Origin of the sequence: Limnohabitans sp., from assembly GCF_040401135.1 — a bacterium.
Lineage (GTDB): Bacteria > Pseudomonadota > Gammaproteobacteria > Burkholderiales > Burkholderiaceae_C > Limnohabitans.
In genome coordinates this window covers 67,165-87,350 of the sequence record NZ_JBBAOV010000004.1, presented here as the reverse complement: position 1 = coordinate 87,350, position 20,186 = coordinate 67,165, and the positions used below count along the sequence as shown (strand labels likewise).

Sequence of the window (20,186 nt, the reverse complement as noted above, 5' to 3'; positions counted from 1 at the left end):
AAAATGGAAGTCAAACTCGACAAACAGTACCCGCTCGATGTGGATGCCGCGCGAGCGTGGGCCTTGCTTACCGACCTAAAGGCCACGGCCAATTGCATGCCCGGCGCCGAAATCACCGAGCAGTTATCCGAGACCTCGTTCAAGGGCGGCGTCAAGGTCAAGGTTGGCCCGGCTGTAGCACAGTTCGGCGGAACCGTGGACGTGGTCGAAGCGGTGCCCACCGAGCGCAAGATGGTCTTGCGCGGCAAGGGTGCTGATAAGGGCGGCTCGTCCGCCTCGATGGACCTGACTGCGATCATCACCGCCGACCCTGCCAACCCAGCGCATTGCTTGCTGAACGGTCAGGCAGCGGTAATCGTGAACGGCAAGTTCGCTCAGTTCGGTGGCCGCATGATGGTGCAGGTGTCAGATATGTTGTTAGCTCAGTTTGTCGAGAACTTCCGTCAAACCGCCCTGACTTTGCCAGCGGCAGTTGGCTCAGTCGCTGCATCTTCTGGGCAGACCACAGCAGCAGCAGCTCCGGTAGTGGCCCGCGAAATTAACGGCTTGGCCATCTTCTGGGCCTTGGTCAAAAGCTGGGTTGGTGGCTTGCTTGGCAAGAAGGCCTGAGCATGACTATGCCAGGCCTGCCCGCTCAGCCTGCTGCCGAGGAGCGCTTGCTGCGCGAACGGCTGCAGCGTTCGGGCTACCTGGCCGATGAAGACCTAGCCACCACGGTGTGGTTGGCGGCCGCTTTGCAGCGGCCATTGCTGCTCGAGGGCGATGCGGGCGTGGGTAAAACCGCGCTGGCCACTGCACTCGCGCAATCTCAAAACGCCACCTTGGTTCGTCTGCAATGCTTTGAAGGCTTAGACCTTGCTCAAGCTGCCTACGAGTGGAACTATGGCCGCCAGTTAATGGCCATTCGCTTGAACGAAGCGGGCCAAGAAGGCTCTAACCGAGTGCGCGAAGCCGACGTATTCAGCCGCGACTACCTGCTAGAGCGCCCCTTGCTGCGCGCCATTAGCCAGCCAGGCCCTTGCGTGTTGCTGATTGACGAGATCGACCGCACCGACGAAGCATTTGAAGCATTCTTGCTCGAAGTGCTTGCCGAGTACCAGATCACCGTGCCCGAGATCGGCACCATCCGCGCCACTAACATTCCGCAGGTCATTTTGACCAGCAACGGCACGCGTGAGTTGTCTGATGCATTGCGCCGCCGCTGCCTTTACCACTACCTCGATTACCCAACTCTGGCGCGTGAGATCGCCATTGTTAAATCTGCTTTGCCTGAGGCCGACACGCGGCTTGTGGAGGAGGCTGTGCAGTTTGTGCAGCGCTTGCGCCGTGAAGATCTGGCCAAAATTCCCGGCATTGCCGAAACGCTGGACTGGGTGCGTGCACTCTTTCACTTGCAACACAACCACTTGCCCGAAGACATGTCAGCCGTTTTGTGCACCTTAGGCTGCTTGCTCAAGACCCGCGAAGACCGCTTTGTAATGGGCCCAGATCGTTTGCGCCAGTTGGTCGAAGGTCGTCGCACTGTCGGAGTGGCCGAAAACGCCAACGAGCAGGCCAAAGCGACGGCATGATCGCCTCATGACATCTCCAAATGCCCCGATAGCCCAGATTGGCATTGCGCCTTCTGAACGTTTGGCTGCTTTTGCCGCGCTGCTGCGCGACCATGGCCTAACGGTCGGCGTATCCGAGCAGCAGGCCATGCTGCAAGCCACGCTGCACTTTGGCCCTTTGCAAGAAAAACCTATCCAAGCCGCTTGGCGCGCCATTGCTTGCCACAGCCACCGTGAATGGCAGCTGTGGCCCGATGTCTACGAGCGCTTTTGGCACCCCGAGAAATTACGAGGCGGCGTCAAAGTCAGCGGCCAAACCCGCCCCAGTCGCAACCTCCGCCAAAGCGTTCAAACCCTGCACAGTCAGATGGACGCGGCGCAACAACCGAACACACAACCCAGCAACCAGCAGGCTGCGCCTCAGACCGCAGGCGACATGCCTTCGGTGGGCCAAGACGAACAAGACGCGGGTACGCCCCGCGCCCAAGGCGGTGCCAGCCGCACCGAAGCACTGCACCAACGAGATGGCCAAATGTGGATGCCCCAAGAGCTCAGCGCCTTGCAACAGCTGGCCCGACAAATCACCGCCAAACTGCAAGCGCGCCCCACCCGCCGCTGGCGCGTGGCCCCGCGTGGGCAGCGGCTGGATTTGCGACAGACCCTGCGCCGCAGCGTGGCTTGGGGCGGCGAGTTGATGCAGCCCGCATGGAAAGTCAAACGCTTAGAGCCGCCGCGCCTTTTTATCTTGGCCGATGTGAGCCGCTCGATGGAATCGCACGCTGCGCTGTTTTTGCGCGTGGCCCGCGCCTTTGCACTCGAAGCCGATGCCCGTGTGTTTGTGTTCCACACCCGCTTGGCAGAAGTTACACCCTATATGCACCGCGACACCCCCGCCATTCAGGAAAAAGTCAACGCCGTGACCGCTGGATTTGGTGGCGGCACGCGCATTGCTGCCAGCTTGCAAGAGTTCGCCCGACACCACGCACGCGCCCAGCTCAACCGGGCCGCACGCGTGTGGGTGTTCTCAGACGGCTTTGACACCGACGGTCCCGATCTGCTGGATGAAGCATTGCAAGAGGTTCGTGCTCGCGGTGCCCGCATCACTTGGTTTCACCCCACGCGCGCGGTACCCGCAGCGGGTGCTTTGCAGCGTGCCCGCAGCCGCATCGAGCGCTTTGTGCCGATGGCTAGCTTGGCCGATTTAGCCGCAGCACGACATGTTTTGCACTGACCCTAGAATTTGAGGAGAACACACATGAACCGCAACGAATGGATCACTCAGGCCGCCCGTCTGCAAAGCGCAGACCAGCCTTTTGCCTTGGTCACCGTCTTGAGTGCCCAAGCCCCCACATCGGGAAAAGCAGGCGACAAAGCGGTCGTTACCACCGACGGTCAGATTCACGGCTGGATTGGTGGTGGTTGTGCCCAACCTGCAGTCATCAACACCGTTCGTCGCGCTTTGCTGGACGGCCAGCCTCGCAAAATTCGCATCTCCCCGTCGGATGAAAGCGCTGAGCGCGATTTGGGCGACGTGCTCGAATTTGGCATGGCCTGCCATTCGGGCGGAACGCTGGAGTTGTTCATCGACCCAGTCATGCCCTCGGCCACCCTAACGGTTGTGGGCGACTCGCCCGTGGCGCGAGCCTTGGTGACTTTAGCGCCCCGTGTAGGCTTGCGTGTGGCGGTGGTGGCGCAAGGTGCCGTGCCCGCTGACTTTCCAGAGGCCAACACGGTGCTGGCCAGCGACGAAGTCAGCGCCGTCATTTCCCAACTGTCCTCCACACCCTTTGTGGTGGTGGCTACTCAAGGACGCCGCGACCTGCAAGGCCTCAAAGCGGCGCTGGCTTTGCAACCGCAAGGTTTGTGGTTTGTCGCCAGCGCTAAAAAAGCCAGTGTGCTAATTGATAGCTTGGTCACCAGCGGTGAAAACCCAGCCGCCGTAGCGCGCATCGTGGCACCTGCTGGAGAATTTATCGGCGCGCAGACCCCAGAAGAAATTGCGCTGTCGGTTCTGACTTCGGTAGTGGCAGCGCGCCGTGGGCGTGATCCCCAAACTGCATCAGATCCCAACACTTCCCCGTTGAATACCGTCGAGCCAGTGGCCGTATTGGTCAGTGTGGCCGTTCCAACCAACTCATCTTGCTGCGGAGGCTAACCATGGGGTGCATTCTCAAAGGCGGTGGTGGCTTGTACAGCCGCTTGGCGGTAGGAGCGGTTTTGTTGGCCGCGGGCTCTGGCTCGCGCATGGGTTATCGCCCCAAATGTTTGCTGGAGTTGGGAGGTGTGCCACTGATACGTCGCCAGTTGATCGCCCTGTCTGGTGCAGGGGTTGACGAAGTAGTGGTGGTCGTGGGTCATTACGCCAAGCTCATCGAAGATGCGGTGAAAGAGTTTCCGGTCACGCTGGTGCGTAACCCTGACCCCGATGCCGGACAAAATTCTTCCTTGCGTCTAGGGCTGCAAGCCCTGTCTCCCAAACTCGATGCCGCCCTGGTGGCCTTGGCCGATCAGCCACTGATCAACTCGCAAGATATTAACGACCTGATCGGGGCATACAAAAAGCGGCCGGAGGGCGCACAAGTGGTCCAGCCCACGATCGACGGTCTGCCGGGCAACCCGGTGATGTTCAGCGCCGAGGTGCGCGAACAGATTCTGGCCGGTGGGGCGAATGTGGGTTGTCGCCAATGGCAATCTGCCCATCCAGACCAAGTACTCAGTTGGAAGAGCGCCAACAGCCGCTACCGCACCGATGTGGACACCCTTGAGGACATCACGGCACTGGCTGCGCGCACGGGCCACCAACTCAAATGGCCTGCCCATTTGGCTGAGACAGTTTGAGTTGAACCAAGACAGCATGTTGCAACCTGATCCGCTTTACACGCTTTGGCACACACCCCTTGGCGTGCATCGCCTGGTGCACGCCGATGTGGTGAACGATGTGTTGATACGGGTTTTTCAGGCCATGCGGGCTACCGATGCAGAGGCATCAGGTGCACCCAAAGCTTTTTACGCTAGCCGGGATGACTTGTTGCAACGCATCCGTTTGTCCGAATGGGAGCAGTTGGTGCGCTTTTTCATCGACAGTGTGAGCCAGACCGTGGTTTTGGCCAACCAAGGCGCTTGGCTAGAAGCCAAGCCGGGTTTTCAAATCGCCATGCGCGGCATTTGGTTTCAAATCTCCAGCCAAGGCAGCCACCACGATGTTCACACCCATGGCAACTGTTCTTGGTCCGGTGTGTATTGCCTTCAAGTTGACCCGCCTGAGCAGCGCAGCGCACACCCTGTGCTGGGCTCGGCCAATGGCGTAACGCGATTTTATGGCTCCCACTTCAACCGTTTAGGCGGTGCAGCCATGGATTTTGGCAACGCCTATTTGCAAAATGCGCATCTCGACATGGCGCCCGTGCCTGGGCAACTGGTGGTATTCCCATCTTGGTTGCCGCACCAGGCCATGCCTTACCACGGTGACAGCGACCGCGTGATTGTGTCTTTCAATGTTAGCGTGCATGCGGTGGGTGGCTCTGACCAACTGCACGAGTATGCCCATGTCTGACAAGCTAGCTACTTTGAACCATGCCCTCAGAGCGCTGACCCATGCGAGAGAGGTCGCGCATTGGCTGGTTCTTTTGCTCGGCTGGCTTTGGCTGGGACAGCAAGGCACGATCTTGGGTTGGTCCTTTGCCAGTGGTGTGCTGGCTATTGCGATATGGTGGGCTGTGCGCTTGCTGTGCCGAGGCGGTGCCTGGGCTTTTAAAAGTGCGCCATGGGTTATTGGGTTGCTGGGGGCTCTCACTTTGTGTGGCGTTTACGGGCTAAAAAACCTAGTAGCCCAGCCTTGGACACTCGGCGTACTTTTAGGCTTGGCCGTGGTGTGGGGTCTGTGGAGCGCCATGATAGAAACACGCAGTCAAGTCAGCACTTTCCAGCTTGGCAATGTGGCTTGGCATCCTGTCTTGGCCGCAGCGCTTGTGGCTTGCTGCTGGCAGTGGCCTGATGGAACACCTTTTACAAATGGGGCTGTAATGGTCTTGTTGGCGGTGTGTACGGTCGTTTTGTATGCGCATGACCGTTGCACGGCAAGCGGCACGCAAGCTTGCTACGGATCGCGTGCCAATCTTCAAACTTTGCTAGCCCCTTCTTCAATGGGTTTGATGATGGGCACTTTATGGCTGAGCAATACATGGTGCGCAAGCCTTGGGTGGAGCAATGAAGAAATGTTTGGGGCCCACTTGGCCCTGATGGCGGGCTTGCCTACGCTGACAGCCTTTTTGATACGTACCGCCTTTCCTTCTCTCGCAGCGTCGCCGCTTCAGATTTATGTCATCTTGTCATTACTGGCTTTGGGCGCGCTGATGCTGCTGGGCGACAGCCTTGTTCACAGCATTTTGGTCATGCTCTTGCCTTCACTGGCATGGGCGGTGCATTGCAGCCGTCAGCGCTCAACAGTTGACGCTTTGCCAAGGCATAAACCTTGGATGGCGCGCAGTTTGGCACTTTTGCTGGGTCCCGTTTTACTAGTTTGGGTGGGGGCTGTGAGCCCCATGCAAGGCCCTTGGGCTATGCAAACTGCGCTGGCATTGATGGGACTGCTGGCAGCAGGACAGCTGGTGTTTTTGTGGTGGCGCAGACAGGGGTTTTACTTGTCTTTGTCCGCGACTTAAATCTAAGTAGCCAACTATGATCATTTGAATGATGGAGACGACGAACCCATGAACAGCATAGACATTGACGTCATTCGCACCGCCCTAGATTGGCAACACAAAGGCCACCGTGTGGTGTTGGGCACCGTGGTGCGCACTTGGGGCTCCGCCCCCCGCCCTCCAGGCTCTCTGATGATCATCCGTGATGACGGTCAAGTGGCTGGGTCGGTGTCAGGCGGATGCATTGAAGACGATTTGATTCGCCGTGTGGCCGCTGGTGAATTGGCCATGCGCATGCCCGAAACCACCATCTATGGCCAGACCGCCGAAGAGGTACGTCGCTTCGGTTTGCCATGTGGCGGCTCGGTGCAAGTGGTGTTGGAGCCTTTGTCGCCTCAATCTCAATTGCGAGAATTGTTGGTGCTGATTGAAAAGCACCAGCGCGTTGAACGTCGATTGGACATGGCCACAGGCATGGTCAAGATGGGGGCTGCTACCGAGGGTGACAAAGTGCAGTTTGACGGCCAAGCCCTCACCACCGTGCACGGCCCACGCTTGCGATTGCTGGTGATTGGCGGTGGTCAGTTGTCACGTTATTTGGCCGCCATGGCGGTCATGCTCGACTATCAAGTGACCATTTGTGAGCCGCGTGCTGAATACCACGAGGGCTGGGAGGCGATGGCGGGCGTTAATTTGTCCACTCAAATGCCCGACGACTTGGTGCTGGCCATGAACCTCGATCACAACAGCGCGGTAGTGGCGGTCACGCACGACCCCAAACTCGATGACCTAGCGCTGATGGAGGCGCTGCGCACACCCGCGTTTTATGTGGGTGCTTTGGGTTCGCGCCACAACAATGCTCAACGACGCAAACGCTTGCTGGACTTTGATGTCACAGAAGCCGAAGCCGCGCAATTACACGGCCCGGTGGGTTTGAATTTGGGCGCCTTGACACCCCCAGAAATCGCCATGAGCATCGTGGCCGAGATGACCGCCATGCGACGAGGTGTCGATTTAGGACAGGCGTTAAGCAGTTGGGAAGGTTCTAAAACGTTGTGCGGCTTGGCTTGATCTAGTTGATTGGGTCAGCTAGGCGAAAGCCCCCATCCGATACAATCGACGCCATGTTTTACGCCCACCTGTTCTCTTTGAACTACACATCCCCAGCGTCGCTGGCGGCTTGCGTGCGCGTGATCACACTCAAAACCACGACCATTACGGGCTAAGCAGCTCAGGTTCGTCGTGCGCCCCCCGGCCAGACGAGCCGGGCAAACAGTCAGGTCTGGCACTGTTTTCTACATTTGAAAAGGCGTTACAAAAATGAGTAAGTTAGTAGGTTTAGTCGGTTGGCGCGGCATGGTCGGCTCGGTATTGATCGACCGCATGGTTCAAGAAAAAGATTTCGACCTGATCGAACCCGTGTTCTTCTCCACGTCTAACGCAGGCGGCAAAGCCCCTGCACAAGCCAAAAACGAAATTACGCTCAAAGACGCCAACGACATTGAAGCCCTGAAAAAGTGCGACATCGTGCTCACTTGCCAAGGCGGCGACTACACCAAAGAGGTCTACCCCAAGCTGCGCGCCGCGGGCTGGAACGGTCACTGGATTGACGCAGCCTCTAGCCTGCGCATGGCAGACGATGCGGTGATCATCTTGGACCCCGTCAACCGCAACGTGATTGACGCGGCCTTGGGCTTAGGCGGCAAAAACTGGATCGGTGGCAACTGCACCGTGAGCTTGATGCTCATGGGATTAGGCGGCTTGTTCCAGCACAACATGATCGAGTGGGTCAGCGCCATGACATACCAAGCGGCTTCGGGCGCTGGTGCACAAAACATGCGCGAGCTGCTGAGTCAAATGGGTGCTTTGCACGATGCAGTCAAAGACGACTTGGCCAACCCCTCTTCTGCCATTTTGGACATCGACCGCAAAGTGTCGGCCACCATGCGCAGCGCTGAGTTCCCCACCAAGAACTTCCGCAACACCGCTCTGGCTGGCAGCTTGATCCCTTGGATCGACGTGCCCGTTGAGCACGGCCAAAGCAAGGAAGAGTGGAAGGGCGGCGCCGAGTGCAACAAGATCTTGGGCAACCCAGCCTTCCGCACTGCGGGCTCTATCCCCATCGACGGTTTGTGTGTGCGCATTGGCGCCATGCGCTGCCACTCACAAGGCTTGACCATCAAGCTGAAAAAAGACGTGCCGATGGACGAGATCGAAAGCATCTTGGCCAGCGCGAACGATTGGGTCAAAGTGGTGCCCAACGAGCGTGAGCTTAGCGAACGCCACCTCACACCCGCTGCCGTGACCGGAACCATGACTGTTCCCGTCGGCCGCTTGCACAAAATGGCCATGGGCAATGACTACCTGGGCGCATTCACCGTGGGCGACCAACTCTTGTGGGGAGCTGCCGAGCCCTTGCGCCGAATGTTGCGCATCCTCCTAGAAGCTTGATAAAACAAAGTAATATCTCTGGCTATGACCCAAGCAACACGCAAAGCTTCAAGTTTTTTTCAGAGATCTGCTTTGTGGGCAGCCCTTTCACTGTCTGTTTTTGGCAGTGCGCAGGCGCTCACTTTGAGCCGCCCCATTGTGCAAAGCAAGCAGGGCGAAGCTTTACGTGCCGAAATTGACATCAGTGACATCTCATTCACTGAGCAAGTTGACATTCAAGTCGACATGGCCAGCCAAGAGATTTACAAAGCAGCCAAGATTGAAATACCTGCCAATAACGGTGTGCCCATCGATATTCAGGTGCAACTGTTGCGCCGCGACAACGGAAGGCCGTATCTCAAAATTACCAGTAAGCAATCTATCAATGGCAATGCCATCGATTTGCTGATTGACTTGCGCTGGGCCACAGGACGCTTGCTGCGCGACTTCAACTTGTCGTTGGATGAAGCCAGCGCCAGCAAAAAAGTCAGCCCCATCATGCCGAATCTGGCAGTTAATACGCCGACTGCAAAACCATCCAGCGCTAAAACATCTGGTGATGGCAACTCAGACTCCATCACGGTCAAACGTGGTGACACGGCGAGTGAACTGGCCTTGAACAAAACACCAGACGGTGTTTCGCTGGATCAAATGTTGGTGGCTTTGCTTCGCAGCAACCCCGACGCATTTGTGGACAGCAACGTCAACCGCATGAAAGAAGGCGCTTTGCTGACCTTGCCCACCGAGCAAGAAGCCAAAGCCGTGTCACGCGACGAGGCTCGCCGCGAAATTCAAGTTCAAACCAAAAACTTCGAGGCCTATCGTTCAGAACTGGCCGCACGCGCTCCTGGCGGCAACGTGCCCAAAGTGGCCCGCGACACCACTGGCAAGCTCGACGCCAAGGTTCAAAACAAAAACGCCAAGACCAACCAAGACAAGCTGACTTTGGCCAAGCCTGGCAGCAAAGAAGCCGCGGTCGAAGACAACATTGCGCAACAACGCGAAGCCCAAGACGTCGCCACCCGCGCCGCCGAGCTCAGCCGCAACATTGCCGAACTCGGCAAGATTGCAGCAGCCACCGTGACGGGTGCAGCTGATGCTGCCTCTTCTGGCGGCGTATTGCCCGTTGATGTGCCCGCCAGTGCCGCAGAAGCCAGCAGCGAATGGCTGAACGAACTGCGCGAAAACAGCCTCACACCTGTGGGTGCGGGTAGCTTGATTGCTTTGTTGGTGCTGCTGGGCCTTTGGCGTCGCCGTGCTTTGAATCAGGCCAAAGACAACATTCAAGGCTTGCCACCGCTGAACGTGAAGTTCAATTTGGACTTGCCCGAGCACGACCGCGCAGAGCCGGTCGAACGCGCCTACATTCATGATGTCGCCACCCACGCTCACAAAGAAGATCACGCCGATAGCGCCGAGCAGGGCCCTCGCCCCACAATGGAAATGCCCAACATTTCATTGGATTTGGACGACGCAGTGGCCGGCCCCTACCAAGTGCGCATCGACTTGGCCGACGAGCTATGGAACCTGGGTCAACTTCACACCAGCCGTGCTTTGATGGAAGAGGTGGCCACCGAAGCCTCTGGCGCGGACAAAGAAAAAGCCCTCAAGTGGCTGGCTGAACGAGGCTAAGCCGAATGCGCATTGCGATGGGCTTGAGCTACAACGGCCAAGCCTACGAAGGCTGGCAAAGCCAGTCTTCAGGCAAAACGGTGCAGGACAAGCTAGAAAAAGCGCTGGCTAAGTTCACCCAAACCTCAATCTCTACTTTGTGTGCGGGCCGCACCGATGCCGGTGTGCATGGCCTCATGCAAGTCATTCACTTCGACACCGAACTAGAGCGCACCCCCCAATCTTGGCTGCGCGGCACCAACCGCTACTTACCTCTCGACATTGCCGTGCAATGGGCGCGTGATGTACCCCGCGAATTTCACTGCCGCAGCAGCGCCATTTCACGCCGCTATGCCTACGTGGTGCTTGAATCAGCCGTGCGCCCTAGCGTTGAGGTGGGGCGCGTAGGCTGGGTGTACCGCCCGCTCGACCTGGAAGCCATGCAACAAGCCGCGCAGTATTTGATGGGTGAACACGACTTCACATCATTCCGCGCCTCCAGTTGCCAAGCCCTCACGCCCGTCAAAAATATGACGCGCATCGACATCACCCGCAAAAGCAGCCACGCTGGCTCGGCTGTGTGGCGCTTTGAGTTTGAAGCCAGCGCGTTTTTGCACCACATGATTCGCAACCTCATGGGCTGCTTTGTGAAGATTGGCACGGGCGACAAGCCGCCCGAATGGATGGCCGAGGTGCTAGCTGCCCGCGACCGCGATGCCGCTGCCCCCACCTTCAGCCCCGATGGCTTGTATTTTTTGGGCCCCCGCTACGCCGCGCAGTGGAATTTGCCAGACCGCACCCCTGCGTATGATGGGTTGCCATGAACCGCACGCGTATCAAAATTTGTGGACTCACCCGTGAGCAAGACGTCGACGCCGCCGTAGCCGCAGGCGTGGACGCTATTGGCTTTGTCATGTACGCCCCCAGCCCGCGCGCGGTAACGGTGGAGCGTGCTGCCGAGCTGGCCAAACGCCTGCCCTCGTTTGTGACGCCTGTGCTGCTGTTTGTGAACGAAACCTCCGAGACCATTGCTCACACCAGCGCCCAAGTGCCAGGCGCGTGGTTGCAATTCCACGGCGACGAAACGCCAGACCACTGCCGCAAAATAGCCCGTACCTTGGGCCGCCGCTGGATGCGCGCTGCCCGCATCCCCCTAGAAACCCCTGCGGGCGAAGAACCTTTTGACCTCATAAAATACGCGCAAGATTACTCAGACGCCCAAGCGGTGCTGCTCGACGCCCATGTCGACGGTTACGGCGGCGGCGGCAAAACATTCAATTGGTCACAGCTTCCTCAAAACGTCAACGCTCACCTCGTCTTGTCTGGTGGACTCAACGCTGCCAACGTGACCGATGGCATTCGCGCGCTGCGTCATCACGGCCTTTCATTGGCGGTTGACGTGAGCTCTGGCGTGGAATCGGCCAAAGGCATCAAAGATGCGGCCAAGATTCACGACTTCGTCAGAGCTGTGCGCCTAGCAGACGCTGAGCACCCGCTCTAAAACATCTCCCTTTTTGTTTGAAGCACTTGGGCTGACTGCGACGAAAGCAGTTAGCCAAAGACATTTTTTTAGGCAACCTATGTCGAACTACCAACAACCCGACGTCAAAGGCCACTTTGGCATTTATGGCGGCAGCTTTATCAGCGAAACGCTGACCCACGCCATTGAAGAGCTGAAAGACGCCTACGCCAAATACCAACACGACCCCGACTTCATTGCCGAGTTCAAAAACGAGCTAGCGCACTTTGTGGGCCGCCCTTCCCCCATTTATCACGCCGCCCGCATGAGCCGCGAAATGGGAGGCGCACAAATTTTCTTCAAGCGTGAAGACCTGAACCACACGGGCGCTCACAAGATCAACAACACCATTGGCCAAGCCATGCTGGCCAAGCGCATGGGCAAGCCCCGCGTGATTGCCGAAACTGGTGCCGGCCAACACGGCGTGGCCACGGCCACCATTTGCGCACGCTATGGACTGGAATGCGTGGTCTACATGGGTGCTGAAGACGTGAAGCGTCAAAGCCCCAACGTGTACCGCATGAAGCTCTTGGGCGCGACCGTGGTGCCTGTGGAGAGCGGCAGTCGCACCCTCAAAGACGCGCTGAACGAAGCCATGCGCGACTGGGTGGCCAACGTGGACAACACTTTCTACATCATTGGCACCGTGGCTGGGCCGCACCCTTACCCGATGATGGTGCGAGATTTCCAAAGCGTGATTGGCGAAGAATGCCTCACGCAAATGCCACAGATGTTCAAGTCATTAAAGATGGCAGAACAACAGCCCGATGTTGTTCTGGCTTGCGTAGGCGGCGGCAGCAATGCCATGGGCATCTTCTACCCCTACATCAACCATGCCAACACCCGCCTGATTGGCGTGGAAGCCGCCGGCGAAGGCATGGACACCAACCGTCACTCGGCCTCGCTGCAACTGGGCACACCTGGCGTGTTGCACGGCAACCGCACCTACATCTTGCAAGACGAAAACGGACAGATCACCGAAACGCACAGCGTGAGCGCTGGCCTTGACTACCCCGGCGTGGGCCCAGAGCATGCGTTTCTTAAAGACATCGGCCGTGCCGAGTACGTGGGTATCACCGACACAGAGGCGCTGGACGCCTTTCACTACCTGTGTCGCACCGAAGGCCTTATCCCCGCGCTGGAGTCCAGCCATGCCGTGGCCTATGCCATGAAGCTGGCCAAGACCATGAAGCCCGAGCAGTCCATCTTGATCAACCTCTCAGGCCGTGGCGACAAAGACATTGGCACCGTGGCCGACCTGAGCAACGCAGACTTTTTCTGCCGCCCCAGCTGCCAAGGCCAAGCGGTCAAAGGCGGCCCGACAGAGCACATCATGAAAGTTGTGAAATGAGCAGAATTGACGCCACCCTAGTCGCCCTCAAAGCCCAAGGCCGCAAAGCCCTCATCCCCTATGTGATGGCAGGCTTTCCGCAAGCCAACATCACGCCTGCCCTCATGCACGGCATGGTGGATGCAGGTGCAGACATCATCGAACTGGGCGTTCCCTTTAGTGACCCCATGGCGGACGGCGCAGTGATTCAAAAAGCAGGCGAAGCCGCGCTGCGCTTTGGCGTTGGCACCGCGCAAGTGCTAGACATGGTGCGCGAGTTCCGCCAGACCAACGCCACAACGCCCGTGGTGCTGATGGGCTACGCCAACCCCGTGGAGTGCTACAACCTCAAACACGGCGCAGACTCGTTCGTCAAAGACGCCTCAGCCGCAGGCGTAGACGGTGTGCTGATCGTGGACTACCCACCCGAAGAGTGCGAAGAGTTTGCCGCCACCCTGCGCGCGCACAGCATGGACTTGATCTTCTTGCTCGCGCCCACCAGCACCGACAAGCGCATGGCGCAAGTGGCACGCATTGCCAGCGGCTATGTGTATTACGTCTCGCTCAAAGGCGTGACCGGCGCTGGCAATCTTGACACCGACGCCGTCGAAGCCATGCTGCCGCGCATTCGTCAGCATGTGCACATTCCTGTGGGTGTGGGCTTTGGCATTCGCGATGCCGCCACCGCCGCTGCTGTGGGCCGCGTGGCCGATGCCGTGGTGATTGGCAGCCGCATCATCCAGCTGTTAGAAGCCGCACCAGCAGGCCAAGAAGTGGCTGCTGCACATACGTTTTTGGCGGGTATTCGCGAGGCTTTGGACGCTTAAAACGCGTCCTTTTTGCCTAGAGCCCCGCCCGTTAAAATCAAACCATTACAAAAGAACTGACGAAAGGCTCTCCATGAGTTGGCTCGAAAAACTGCTACCCCCAAAAATTCTACACACCGACCCCTCTGACCGCCGCAGCGTGCCCGAAGGTGTGTGGGTCAAGTGCCCCAGCTGTGAGACCGTGCTCTACAAGAGTGACTTGCAAGCCAACAACAACGTTTGCCCCACCTGCAGCCACCACCACCGCATGGGCGCCCGCGACCGCTTGGACATGTTCCTGGACGCCGAAGGCCGCTACGAAATTGGCCAAGAAGTGTTGCCCGTGGACGCCTTGAAATTCAAAGACAGCCGCAAGTACCCCGAACGCCTGAAAGAAGCCATGCAAAACACAGGCGAAACAGACGCCTTGGTGGTCATGGGCGGTGCGGTGCACAGCATCAATGTGGTGGTGGCCTGTTTTGAATTTGACTTCATGGGCGGCTCGATGGGCTCGGTCGTCGGCGAGCGCTTTGTGCGCGGCGTACACACTGCCATTGAACAAAAAGTGCCCTTCATTTGCTTCACCGCCACCGGTGGCGCGCGCATGCAAGAGGGCTTGCTCTCGCTCATGCAAATGGCCAAAACCAACGCCTCGCTTACCCGCTTGGCCAAAAAAGGTTTGCCCTACATCGCCGTGTTGACCGACCCCACCATGGGCGGCGTATCTGCCGGCTTTGCGTTTGTGGGTGACGTCGTCATCGCCGAACCCAACGCCTTGATCGGCTTTGCTGGTCCCCGTGTGATCGAAAGCACCGTGCGCGTGACCTTGCCTGCGGGCTTCCAACGCGCCGAGTTCTTGCAAGAAAAAGGCGCCGTTGACATGATCTGCGACCGCCGCGATCTGCGCAAAACCATTGCCAGCACGCTGGCCATGTTGCAGCGTCAGCCTGCGGATGCTGTGGCTTAAGCTCGCTCAGCCTGCTTCAAACAAGGCCCTTCTGGGCCTTGTTTGTTTTCTGAATAGAACGCGTCACCGTCCACTTTAAAATACAAGGTTTGCTGCCTTTCACTTTTGGGCAGCCCCTTTCCTACTCAGCCCCTTTAGATGTCCAACAACAACACTCCCGCCACGCCAGAAGCCGCTCCCGTCGACGAAAACCAACTCATGGCCGAGCGCCGCGAGAAGCTCAAGGTCATGCGCGTGCGTCAGGCTGCGGGCCAAGGCGTGGCCTTTCCCAACGACTTCAAGCCCGCGCACCACGCCGCCACCTTGCACGAGTTGCATGGCAACAAGACCGCCGAGGTGTTGACCGAAGAAGGCCAGTTCGCCAAAGTGGCGGGCCGCATGATGCTCAAGCGCGTGATGGGCAAGGCCAGCTTTGCCACGTTGCAAGACAGCACAGGCCGCATTCAGATTTACGTGACCCGCGATGACGTGAGCGAAGATCTGTATGCCGACTTCAAACACTGGGATTTGGGCGACATCGTGGCTTGCGAAGGCAAGTTGTTCAAAACCCGCACAGGCGAGTTGTCGATTCACGCCACCAGCATCCGCATGCTGACCAAGAGCCTGCGACCCATGCCCGACAAGTTCCACGGCGTGGCTGACCAAGAGATCAAATACCGCCAACGCTACGTCGATTTGATGACGGACGAAACCGCACGCAAGCGCTTTGTGGCGCGCAGCAAAGCGGTCAGCGGTATTCGTGATTTCATGGTGCAACACAACTTCCTCGAGGTTGAAACGCCCATGCTGCACCCCATTCCTGGCGGCGCGAACGCCAAGCCTTTCACCACGCACCACAACGCGCTGGACCAAGAAATGTTCTTGCGGATTGCGCCTGAGTTGTACTTGAAGCGCTTGATCGTGGGCGGCTTTGAGCGCGTGTTTGAGATCAACCGCAACTTCCGCAACGAAGGCATCTCGGTGCGTCACAACCCCGAGTTCACCATGATGGAGTTTTACGCCGCGTATTGGAACTACCAAGACCTGATGACCTTCACCGAAGAACTGGTGCGCGACGCTGCCATGAAGGCGGCCGACACTCTGCTGCTGACCTACGGCGGCAAGCCGGTGGATCTGAGCCAACCGTTTGAGCGCTTGACCATCCGCGAAGCTATCTTGAAGCACACCGAAGCGGGCGACAACGTGGACAACACCACTTGGTTGATCAACGCTTTGCAAAAACTCGGGTTCAAAGAAGAGAAAGACAAACTCAGCACACGCAGCTTGGCCAGCTTGCAAGTGATGTACTTTGAAGAGACGGTGGAAGACAAGCTGTGGCAGCCCACCTTTATCTGCGAGCACCCTGTGGAGATTTCACCTTTGGCCCGCGCCAGCGACACCAATCCTGAGGTGACGGAACGCTTTGAGCTCTACATCACAGGGCGCGAATTCGGCAACGGCTTTAGTGAGTTGAACGACGCCGAGACACAAGCCGCCCGCTTCCACGCCCAAGTGGCGGCCAAGGACAGCGGCGACGACGAAGCCATGTTCTACGACCACGACTTTGTGCGCGCCCTCGAATACGGCATGCCCCCCACGGGCGGCTGCGGCATTGGCATTGACCGCTTGATGATGCTGCTGACCGACAGCCCCAGCATCCGTGACGTTATTTTGTTTCCCGCTTTGCGCCGCGAAGCTTAAAGCAACTGGGTGTAGGCCAAAGCGCCTAGGCCCACAAAGGCCAGCGCCAGCCCAACCACCCAAAGGCGAAGGGTTTGACGCAAGCCACTCACGGCAGACAGCAACGCCGCATTTTGCTCAGCCAACTCGCGCACGGTTTGCGTGAGTTGTGTTTGGCGTTGTTGCAGCTCGTCAATTTGCAACGAGGTTGCAAGCAAACGATTTTTTAGCTCGCCCAAACTCGGCACTTCGTCATGCGCATTGGGTGTAGCCATCGACGGCGGTGCTGCATCCGCTGGTTTACGAGCCATCAGGTCGCGGGCTTTTTCAAGCACGCTGGGCGCGTGAGAAATGACGTCACCCCAAGGGATGATTTTGAGTGCGGAGAGCCAAGGGATTGCCATTGGAAAAGCCTTTGATTAAATTTTGTCCACACCCGCTTCAGGCAAATCGCCATCAGGGCTAGTCGCTTGATCGGGATCCATCGGTGGATTTTCACCAAACTCACCGTCGGGCGAAGTTTTGCGGGCATCACGCTCGCGCAGTTTGTCTTCTTTTTTCTTCTTCTTGGCTAACTCGCGTTGGCGTTTTTCGTAGTTGTAATTAGGTGATGCCATGAAAGCTTTCTTGGGTGTTGGTGAACATGCGCACAGGTTAAGGCAACAAGTCCAGAGCCCGCAAGTATGCGGGGTGAGTCATCAGCGCGTCCCAAGCTAGCGGCGAAGTGGTGGGCAGCAGTGCGCGACGGCGTTGTTCGCTGGCGTCACTGGCATGCCATTGGTTTTTCACAAGGCGTTCGGTCAAGCCTTCCAGCATCTCGTCTACAGCATGGCCGTCGCCGATGCTTTGGTTGCACAAGAGCACGAGGTCGCAGCCAGCGTTGAGCGCGGCCACACCACCCTGAGCAAAGCTGACCGAGCGGCCTTCGATGCGACGTGCGCCGGCCATCGACAAATCATCGCTGAAGATGGCGCCGTTGAATTGCAACTGACCGCGCAAAATGTCTTGCAACCAACGTGGCGAAAAGCCTGCGGGCAAGGCATCCACCTTGGGGTAGATCACGTGCGCAGGCATGACGCTGGTGAGTGTGGTGGTGAGCCATTGGTAAGGCAAAGCGCAGTCGTCCAAGATGGCTTTGAGGCTGCGTTTGTCAACGGGAATGTCCACATGCGAATCGGCCTTCACAAAGCCGTGGCCGGGAAAGTGTTTGCCACAGTTGGCCATGCCTGCCAACAGCAAACCGTGCATGACGCTCTTGGCCAAGGTGGTGGCCACGCGAGGGTCGCGGTGGAAGGATCGGTCGCCAATCACGCCGCTCTCGCCGTGGTCGAGGTCAAGCACGGGGGTGAAGCTGAAGTCAACGCCGCAGGCGCGTAGCTCACTGGCCAGCACATAGCCGCAAGCGGTGGCGGCGTCCATGGCGGCCATCGCGCCGCTGCCAGGTTGTTTCTTTTTGTCTTTCATCCACAGCTCGCCCAAGGCGCGCATGGGTGGGATATGTGTGAAGCCGTCTTGGCGAAAGCGCTGCACGCGCCCGCCTTCGTGATCGACACAAATGAGCAAGTCGTCGCGCACAGCCTTGATGTCGGCGCACAGTTGCGTGAGCTGCTGGCGGCTGGCCCAGTTGCGGCCAAACAAAATGATGCCGCCTGTGAGCGGGTGCTGCAATCGCGTGCGGTCAACTGCGCTGAGTTGCGTGCCAGCGATGTCAATGATGAGAGGGGCGTGGTGAGACATAAATCGAATGTGCTTAGGCGGTGTGTGTTTCAACCACCACGTAGCTGGTGGCGTAGTCGGACTCGTCACTCACGCTGACGTGGGCGCTCAGGCCTTTGGCTTCAAACCATGCTTTGAGCACGCCGTGCAGCACGAGGGTGGGCTGGCCGCTGGGCAGCTTGGCCACTTCGCACAAGCGCCACGTCATGGGCATGCGCATGCCCAACCCGATGGCTTTGCTAAAGGCCTCTTTGGCCGAGAAGCGTGTGGCCACATAGCGCACACCGCGCTCGGGCCAGCGTTCGCTGCGGGCGCGGTAGGTTTGCAGTTCGTTGTCGGTTAGCACTTTTTGTGCAAAGCGTTCGCCGTGCTTGTCCAACGACGCACGGATGCGGCGGATATCGCAAATGTCTGTGCCGATGCCGTAAATCATGAAGGCATGCACGCGTTGAAAGCGCGAATGGTTTCGGTGTAGCCCAGCTCTAACGCATCGGCGATCAGGGCGTGACCAATCGACACTTCTTGCACGCCGGGCACGGTGGCAAGAAAAGTGTGAAGGTTGTCGCGGTTCAGGTCGTGGCCGGCGTTGATGCCAAGTCCTGCAGCCAACGCGGCTTCTGCCGTGGCTTTGAAGGCGGCCAACGTTGAAGCTTGTTTGGGTGTGCCGTAGGTAGAGGCATAAGTCTCGGTGTACAGCTCCACACGATCAGCGCCTACGGCTTTGGCTGCGGCCATCGCTTCAGGAATCGGGTCCATGAACAAGCTCACACGCGCACCCAGGGCTTTGGCTTCAGCGATGAGGGGCTTCAAGCGCTCGGCATCTTGCGGAAATGTCCAGCCATGGTCGCTGGTGAACTGGCCTTCGCTATCGGGCACAAAGGTCACTTGATGGGGGCGCACTTCGCGAACAAAGTCCATCAGGTTGTGAAACGGGTTGCCTTCGATGTTGAACTCGCGGTCGGGCCATGCTTTAAGCAAAGCGGCCAAGTCGTGCACGTCATCGGTGCGAATGTGGCGCGCGTCAGGGCGTGGGTGCACGGTGATGCCCGCAGCGCCCGCCTCTAAGCAAAGCGTGGCCGCACGGGTGACGCTGGGAATACCCAAATGGCGTGTGTTGCGCACCAAGGCCACTTTGTTGAGGTTGACCGACAGAGCGGTTTTTGTGTGTTTGGACATTGCGTAAATCAAAGAGATTGCAGGTCAATCATCATCTGCCGCGTGCGCAGCGTTTGGACCCCGCAATGGTAGTGCAGCAAGGCCCTTAGCTGGCCCTGCAAGGCGTTGCGTTGCTCGGGTGGCATTTCGGCACACAAACGCAGCGTGGCGATGAATGGCGCGTCTGTAGACAGGCTCTCGTGCAACTGCAGCCACACGCTGCCCGCCAAGCCCGTGCGGTCTTGTGCGTTGTGCGTGCGCAGGCCGCCTTCGGCCACCAGCACATACAAGGCATCGGGCTGCAAAGGGCTGAGGGTGAGGGTTTGGGCGTTGAGCTCGGGCAAGAAGCCAATGTCGCGCAACAGCAGCAGCTCAAAGGCACGCAACGCGGGGGCAATCGTGCCCTCGTGGCCCGAGGCCAGCACCTGCACCACTTGGCGGTAAAGGTCAAACAAACTAGGGTGCGGGTCGTCACGCGCCAACAGGCGCAGCAACAACTCGTTGATGTAGTAGCCCGACAACAAAGCTTCGCCCGTGGGCATGATGTGGCCGCCCACCCACTCTGCGCCCTTCAAGGTGCGTATTTCGGCGTCGCCCGAATAGCTGACGCTCAGCGGCTGCAAAGGCAGCAGCACGGGGCGAAAGTTGGATGTGGGTTTTTTTGCGCCTTTGGCCACCAAGGCCACCCGACCAAAGTTGCGGGTGAAGGTTTCCAAAATCAGACTGGACTCGCTCCAGTCGTAACGGTGCACCACGAACGCGGGCTCGTCCTGGATGCGGGGAATGCCCCGCGACATCGTGAT

The 20,186-nt window shown here is 58.4% G+C and carries 22 protein-coding genes; 16 read left to right on the top strand and 6 right to left on the bottom strand.

Features of this window, described 5'->3' with window-relative positions; translation table 11 throughout:
- Positions 1-3: 3 nt before the first annotated feature.
- The 16 genes from ABWP81_RS02375 (at position 4) to lysS (ending at position 16,533) form a co-directional block, all read left to right on the top strand.
- Positions 4-609, top strand: coding sequence for an SRPBCC family protein (locus ABWP81_RS02375; protein WP_353138960.1), 606 nt, complete (start codon positions 4-6; stop codon positions 607-609).
- Between the two features lie 2 nt (positions 610-611).
- The gene (locus ABWP81_RS02370; protein WP_353138957.1) at positions 612-1,571 is read left to right on the top strand and encodes an AAA family ATPase; all 960 of its coding nucleotides are present in this window, start codon (positions 612-614) and stop codon (positions 1,569-1,571) included.
- 7 nt (positions 1,572-1,578) lie between these two features.
- Positions 1,579-2,781: a vWA domain-containing protein gene (locus ABWP81_RS02365; RefSeq protein ID WP_353138954.1), complete on the top strand. Its 1,203-nt coding sequence runs from the start codon at positions 1,579-1,581 to the stop codon at positions 2,779-2,781.
- A gap of 24 nt (positions 2,782-2,805) precedes the next feature.
- Positions 2,806-3,705: an XdhC family protein gene (locus tag ABWP81_RS02360; protein WP_353138951.1), complete on the top strand. Its 900-nt coding sequence runs from the start codon at positions 2,806-2,808 to the stop codon at positions 3,703-3,705.
- Positions 3,706-3,707: 2 nt separating this feature from the next.
- Positions 3,708-4,388 carry a nucleotidyltransferase family protein gene (locus ABWP81_RS02355; protein ID WP_353138948.1) on the top strand — a complete coding sequence of 227 codons (681 nt, stop codon included), beginning with the start codon at positions 3,708-3,710 and terminating at the stop codon, positions 4,386-4,388.
- Between the two features lie 16 nt (positions 4,389-4,404).
- Positions 4,405-5,103, top strand: a complete 699-nt coding sequence (locus ABWP81_RS02350; RefSeq protein WP_353138945.1) for a TIGR02466 family protein — start codon at positions 4,405-4,407, stop codon at positions 5,101-5,103.
- Positions 5,096-6,211 (top strand): hypothetical protein, encoded by a 1,116-nt coding sequence (locus ABWP81_RS02345; RefSeq protein WP_353138942.1) that lies wholly within the window; start codon positions 5,096-5,098, stop codon positions 6,209-6,211. The genes ABWP81_RS02350 and ABWP81_RS02345 overlap by 8 nt, the downstream gene beginning before the upstream one ends.
- Positions 6,212-6,259: 48 nt before the next feature.
- Positions 6,260-7,261: an XdhC family protein gene (locus ABWP81_RS02340; RefSeq protein WP_353138939.1), complete on the top strand. Its 1,002-nt coding sequence runs from the start codon at positions 6,260-6,262 to the stop codon at positions 7,259-7,261.
- A gap of 249 nt (positions 7,262-7,510) precedes the next feature.
- A complete protein-coding gene (gene asd, locus ABWP81_RS02335; protein ID WP_353138936.1) occupies positions 7,511-8,641 on the top strand; it encodes an aspartate-semialdehyde dehydrogenase in 1,131 nt (376 codons plus the stop codon).
- 123 nt (positions 8,642-8,764) lie between these two features.
- Positions 8,765-10,252 (top strand): type IV pilus assembly protein FimV, encoded by a 1,488-nt coding sequence (locus ABWP81_RS02330; protein WP_353138933.1) that lies wholly within the window; start codon positions 8,765-8,767, stop codon positions 10,250-10,252.
- A 5-nt stretch (positions 10,253-10,257) separates the two neighbouring features.
- On the top strand, positions 10,258-11,055 hold the full coding sequence (gene truA / locus ABWP81_RS02325; RefSeq protein WP_353138930.1) for a tRNA pseudouridine(38-40) synthase TruA: 798 nt from the start codon (positions 10,258-10,260) through the stop codon (positions 11,053-11,055).
- Complete coding sequence (locus tag ABWP81_RS02320; RefSeq protein ID WP_353138927.1) at positions 11,052-11,732, top strand: phosphoribosylanthranilate isomerase; 681 nt, start codon at positions 11,052-11,054, stop codon at positions 11,730-11,732. Before truA ends, ABWP81_RS02320 begins: the two co-directional genes overlap by 4 nt.
- Before the next feature lie 79 nt (positions 11,733-11,811).
- Positions 11,812-13,101 carry a tryptophan synthase subunit beta gene (gene trpB, locus ABWP81_RS02315; RefSeq protein WP_353138924.1) on the top strand — a complete coding sequence of 430 codons (1,290 nt, stop codon included), beginning with the start codon at positions 11,812-11,814 and terminating at the stop codon, positions 13,099-13,101.
- A complete protein-coding gene (gene trpA / locus ABWP81_RS02310) occupies positions 13,098-13,907 on the top strand; it encodes a tryptophan synthase subunit alpha (RefSeq protein ID WP_353138921.1) in 810 nt (269 codons plus the stop codon). The genes trpB and trpA overlap by 4 nt, the downstream gene beginning before the upstream one ends.
- A 73-nt stretch (positions 13,908-13,980) precedes the next feature.
- Entirely contained in the window at positions 13,981-14,853 is an 873-nt protein-coding gene (gene accD / locus ABWP81_RS02305) for an acetyl-CoA carboxylase, carboxyltransferase subunit beta (RefSeq protein WP_353131689.1), read from the top strand.
- A 138-nt stretch (positions 14,854-14,991) separates the two neighbouring features.
- Positions 14,992-16,533, top strand: a complete 1,542-nt coding sequence (gene lysS / locus ABWP81_RS02300) for a lysine--tRNA ligase (RefSeq protein WP_353138918.1) — start codon at positions 14,992-14,994, stop codon at positions 16,531-16,533.
- Here lysS and ABWP81_RS02295 read toward each other — a convergent pair.
- The 6 genes from ABWP81_RS02295 to recO are packed head-to-tail and all read right to left on the bottom strand — an operon-like array spanning position 16,530 to position 20,180.
- On the bottom strand, positions 16,530-16,916 hold the full coding sequence (locus tag ABWP81_RS02295; protein WP_353138915.1) for a hypothetical protein: 387 nt from the start codon (positions 16,914-16,916) through the stop codon (positions 16,530-16,532). The two genes, lysS and ABWP81_RS02295, sit on opposite strands and share 4 nt — an antisense overlap.
- A gap of 15 nt (positions 16,917-16,931) precedes the next feature.
- Positions 16,932-17,129 (bottom strand): hypothetical protein, encoded by a 198-nt coding sequence (locus ABWP81_RS02290; protein WP_353131692.1) that lies wholly within the window; start codon positions 17,127-17,129, stop codon positions 16,932-16,934.
- Between the two features lie 37 nt (positions 17,130-17,166).
- Positions 17,167-18,249: a beta-N-acetylhexosaminidase gene (nagZ, locus tag ABWP81_RS02285; RefSeq protein ID WP_353138912.1), complete on the bottom strand. Its 1,083-nt coding sequence runs from the start codon at positions 18,247-18,249 to the stop codon at positions 17,167-17,169.
- Positions 18,250-18,262: 13 nt separating this feature from the next.
- The gene (gene acpS / locus ABWP81_RS02280) at positions 18,263-18,661 is read right to left on the bottom strand and encodes a holo-ACP synthase (RefSeq protein ID WP_353138909.1); all 399 of its coding nucleotides are present in this window, start codon (positions 18,659-18,661) and stop codon (positions 18,263-18,265) included.
- Positions 18,658-19,404, bottom strand: a complete 747-nt coding sequence (locus ABWP81_RS02275) for a pyridoxine 5'-phosphate synthase (RefSeq protein ID WP_353138906.1) — start codon at positions 19,402-19,404, stop codon at positions 18,658-18,660. The genes acpS and ABWP81_RS02275 overlap by 4 nt, the downstream gene beginning before the upstream one ends.
- An 8-nt stretch (positions 19,405-19,412) precedes the next feature.
- Positions 19,413-20,180 carry a DNA repair protein RecO gene (recO, locus tag ABWP81_RS02270; RefSeq protein ID WP_353138999.1) on the bottom strand — a complete coding sequence of 256 codons (768 nt, stop codon included), beginning with the start codon at positions 20,178-20,180 and terminating at the stop codon, positions 19,413-19,415.
- Positions 20,181-20,186: the final 6 nt, after the last annotated feature.

Bases quoted from the DNA above. Each gene is read 5' to 3' on its own strand.
- ABWP81_RS02375 (WP_353138960.1), top strand. From the start codon at position 4: ATGGAAGTCAAACTCGACAAACAGTACCCGCTCGATGTGGATGCCGCG.
- ABWP81_RS02370 (WP_353138957.1), top strand. From the start codon at position 612: ATGACTATGCCAGGCCTGCCCGCTCAGCCTGCTGCCGAGGAGCGCTTG.
- ABWP81_RS02365 (WP_353138954.1), top strand. From the start codon at position 1,579: ATGACATCTCCAAATGCCCCGATAGCCCAGATTGGCATTGCGCCTTCT.
- ABWP81_RS02360 (WP_353138951.1), top strand. From the start codon at position 2,806: ATGAACCGCAACGAATGGATCACTCAGGCCGCCCGTCTGCAAAGCGCA.
- ABWP81_RS02355 (WP_353138948.1), top strand. From the start codon at position 3,708: ATGGGGTGCATTCTCAAAGGCGGTGGTGGCTTGTACAGCCGCTTGGCG.
- ABWP81_RS02350 (WP_353138945.1), top strand. From the start codon at position 4,405: ATGTTGCAACCTGATCCGCTTTACACGCTTTGGCACACACCCCTTGGC.
- ABWP81_RS02345 (WP_353138942.1), top strand. From the start codon at position 5,096: ATGTCTGACAAGCTAGCTACTTTGAACCATGCCCTCAGAGCGCTGACC.
- ABWP81_RS02340 (WP_353138939.1), top strand. From the start codon at position 6,260: ATGAACAGCATAGACATTGACGTCATTCGCACCGCCCTAGATTGGCAA.
- asd (WP_353138936.1), top strand. From the start codon at position 7,511: ATGAGTAAGTTAGTAGGTTTAGTCGGTTGGCGCGGCATGGTCGGCTCG.
- truA (WP_353138930.1), top strand. From the start codon at position 10,258: ATGCGCATTGCGATGGGCTTGAGCTACAACGGCCAAGCCTACGAAGGC.
- ABWP81_RS02320 (WP_353138927.1), top strand. From the start codon at position 11,052: ATGAACCGCACGCGTATCAAAATTTGTGGACTCACCCGTGAGCAAGAC.
- trpB (WP_353138924.1), top strand. From the start codon at position 11,812: ATGTCGAACTACCAACAACCCGACGTCAAAGGCCACTTTGGCATTTAT.
- trpA (WP_353138921.1), top strand. From the start codon at position 13,098: ATGAGCAGAATTGACGCCACCCTAGTCGCCCTCAAAGCCCAAGGCCGC.
- accD (WP_353131689.1), top strand. From the start codon at position 13,981: ATGAGTTGGCTCGAAAAACTGCTACCCCCAAAAATTCTACACACCGAC.
- lysS (WP_353138918.1), top strand. From the start codon at position 14,992: ATGTCCAACAACAACACTCCCGCCACGCCAGAAGCCGCTCCCGTCGAC.
- ABWP81_RS02295 (WP_353138915.1), bottom strand. From the start codon at position 16,916: ATGGCAATCCCTTGGCTCTCCGCACTCAAAATCATCCCTTGGGGTGAC.
- ABWP81_RS02290 (WP_353131692.1), bottom strand. From the start codon at position 17,129: ATGGCATCACCTAATTACAACTACGAAAAACGCCAACGCGAGTTAGCC.
- nagZ (WP_353138912.1), bottom strand. From the start codon at position 18,249: ATGTCTCACCACGCCCCTCTCATCATTGACATCGCTGGCACGCAACTC.
- acpS (WP_353138909.1), bottom strand. From the start codon at position 18,661: ATGATTTACGGCATCGGCACAGACATTTGCGATATCCGCCGCATCCGT.
- ABWP81_RS02275 (WP_353138906.1), bottom strand. From the start codon at position 19,404: ATGTCCAAACACACAAAAACCGCTCTGTCGGTCAACCTCAACAAAGTG.
- recO (WP_353138999.1), bottom strand. From the start codon at position 20,180: ATGTCGCGGGGCATTCCCCGCATCCAGGACGAGCCCGCGTTCGTGGTG.